Below are 2,347 nucleotides of genomic sequence, written 5' to 3' on the forward strand. Positions count from 1 at the left end.
CATGTCGCACACCGCCGTAACTCGCTAAGGCTCGCTACGGCCTACTTTCTGACAACATGTAGGCCGTAGCGAGCCTCAGCGAGTTACGGCATTTCGCGCACCGCCGTAACTCGCTATGGCTCGCTACGGCCTACTTTTTACGACCATGTTCCGATGGCACCCTCTGCGCTGGACGTCCTGCTATCGCGAGGCGGTTGATTGACCGATTGCCGCGACGACCAGATCGTCATCAATTCCGTCCACCAATTCGACGCAGCCGATTCGGCTTGGTAGCACGAATTTCAATTTGCCGTGAGCGACCTTTTTGTCTTTCATCATCACCGGCAACATCTTCGCCGGATCCGCATCGGCGTAGTCGATCGGAAGCTGGCACTTTCGCAGCAGTTCGGTTTGTCGCACCAACGAAGCTTCATCAAACATGCCAAGCGACAATGCCAGCCGAGCGGCCATTTGCATTCCGATCGAAACGGCTTCACCGTGCAGCAGCGTTCCGTAGCCCGCTGTCGCTTCGATCGCGTGCGCGAACGTGTGGCCGTAATTCAAAATCGCTCTTCGGCCCGTTGATTCGCGTTCGTCCTCACCGACGACGTTGGCCTTGCACTGGCAACTCGTTTCGATCGCGTGACGAAGCGCATCTGGATCACGAGCGATCAACGCATCCGCATTCGTTTCCAGCCACGCAAAGAACTCGGCGTCCTCGATCACTCCGTACTTAACGACTTCGCCCAAACCGCTCAGGAAAATCTTCTCGTCCAGCGTGGACAAGACATCGGTATCGACCAGCACCAACGAAGGCTGCCAGAACGCGCCAACCATATTCTTGGCACCGGGCAGATTGATGCCTGTCTTTCCACCGACGCTGCTATCGACCATCGCCAGCAAGGTGGTGGGAACTTGGACGAACCGGATGCCTCGCGTGAATGATGCCGCGGCGTAGCCAGCCAAATCGCCGACCACTCCGCCGCCGACCGCAATCAGCACACTGGCACGATCGCTGTTCTCGCGGAGCATCCACTGCATCAAACGGTCAAACTGTTCAATCGATTTGCTCGATTCGCCTGACGGGATTTCAATCCGGCTGACGCGAACGGCCTGGTCGTTCGCTGAATGGCCGTTAACGAGCGACTGGCAAAGCTGGTCACCCCATGGATCCACCACGGATTCGTCCATCACCACCACGGCGTGCGAAATGCCGGGAATCGCGTCGCGAATGGACCGGCCCAACGTGTCCGTTTGCCCGCTGCTGATGTGAATCGGGTAACTGCGGTCGCCCAGTGGAACGGTGGTGGTTGAACGGGTCGTCGAACGGGGCGTCGAATGGGGCGTCGAACGGGTGTTTGGATTCACGCGACAAATGGGGCCAGTGTGATCGGGTGGTCAAAAAGGATCGGTCGCCCGTTGGTATCGCTTCTTTTCGCGACACTGGTGGGACGACTCGCCGGATGCACTAACATACCACGAACCTTTCAAACTTTTTACAGGCGAAGAATCAATCCATTGACTCAACTGAACCAGCCAAGCAGCGACGACGATCCGAATCCTCACGCTGACAAGTACAACGACCCGCGAGTCCAGATTACTCGTCGAGGCATCTTGATGGGCGTCGCGGTGTTGGTGGTAGCATCCATCACGGCCGGGCTAAGCATCTACGCACGGAAAACGCCACTGGTTGAAACCACCAAATTCTGGGGTCCGGAGACGATCACGGCACTTCAACTGGGCGAACGGATCCAGCTTTTCCCCCGAGGCGGCGACGATTTTCCTCGCGTCGAACTCACCACCACCCCGGGCCTGGGGCACCTTCGTCGAGCTTTATTGGACGAGCGAAATTTCGACTGGGACAGCGTTGAATCTGAATCCGTCGCGTCATTGTGGACGGCTGATCAGAATGCGAGCGATGACGCCGAGGCCAAAGAAGTTCCCTCGAGCGTGCAATTGCGTTTGACCGATCCGACGGCCCATCGCTTCGACACGGTTGAAATTGACATTGATCTGGCGGGCGGTTGGGTCGGCCCCAGCGATGGTAGTCAGCGAGTGCGAATCAACGACTACGTTCAACCGAAGCTGCGAAACTACTTCAAAACCGTGGTCAATTTCAAGCAAAGACGCTACGACGACCGCGATTAAAGGGTACACAAGATGCCGATTTGACGTTCTTATTCCGGGCTTAGAACCGTCGGAACCATTAGCGGCGGTAAAATTGGTAGCGAAAGTCGCCAACGGCTTGTTGATTTATTGCCTTGCTGACTGATTGTATCGGATGCGGATCGCGCTAGAATTTGGTTTTCACTTCTTTCTTCCGAGGTCGATCCATTGCGTTGGGACCAGCCCGCTCTGTGCAGGGATC

Annotated in this window: 2 protein-coding genes; one reads left to right on the forward strand and one right to left on the reverse strand. The window is 56.6% G+C overall.

The window, feature by feature from the left end; translation table 11 throughout:
- Nucleotides 1–180: 180 nt before the first annotated feature.
- Complete coding sequence (gene aroB / locus RC85_RS25405) at nt 181–1,275, reverse strand: 3-dehydroquinate synthase (RefSeq protein WP_068267704.1); 1,095 nt, start codon at nt 1,273–1,275, stop codon at nt 181–183.
- A gap of 222 nt (nt 1,276–1,497) precedes the next feature.
- Between aroB and RC85_RS25410 the strand changes: the two genes are divergently transcribed.
- Nucleotides 1,498–2,127: a hypothetical protein gene (locus RC85_RS25410; RefSeq protein WP_235033477.1), complete on the forward strand. Its 630-nt coding sequence runs from the start codon at nt 1,498–1,500 to the stop codon at nt 2,125–2,127.
- Nucleotides 2,128–2,347: the final 220 nt, after the last annotated feature.

The organism is Rubripirellula obstinata (assembly GCF_001642955.1).
Classification (GTDB): domain Bacteria; phylum Planctomycetota; class Planctomycetia; order Pirellulales; family Pirellulaceae; genus Rubripirellula; species Rubripirellula obstinata.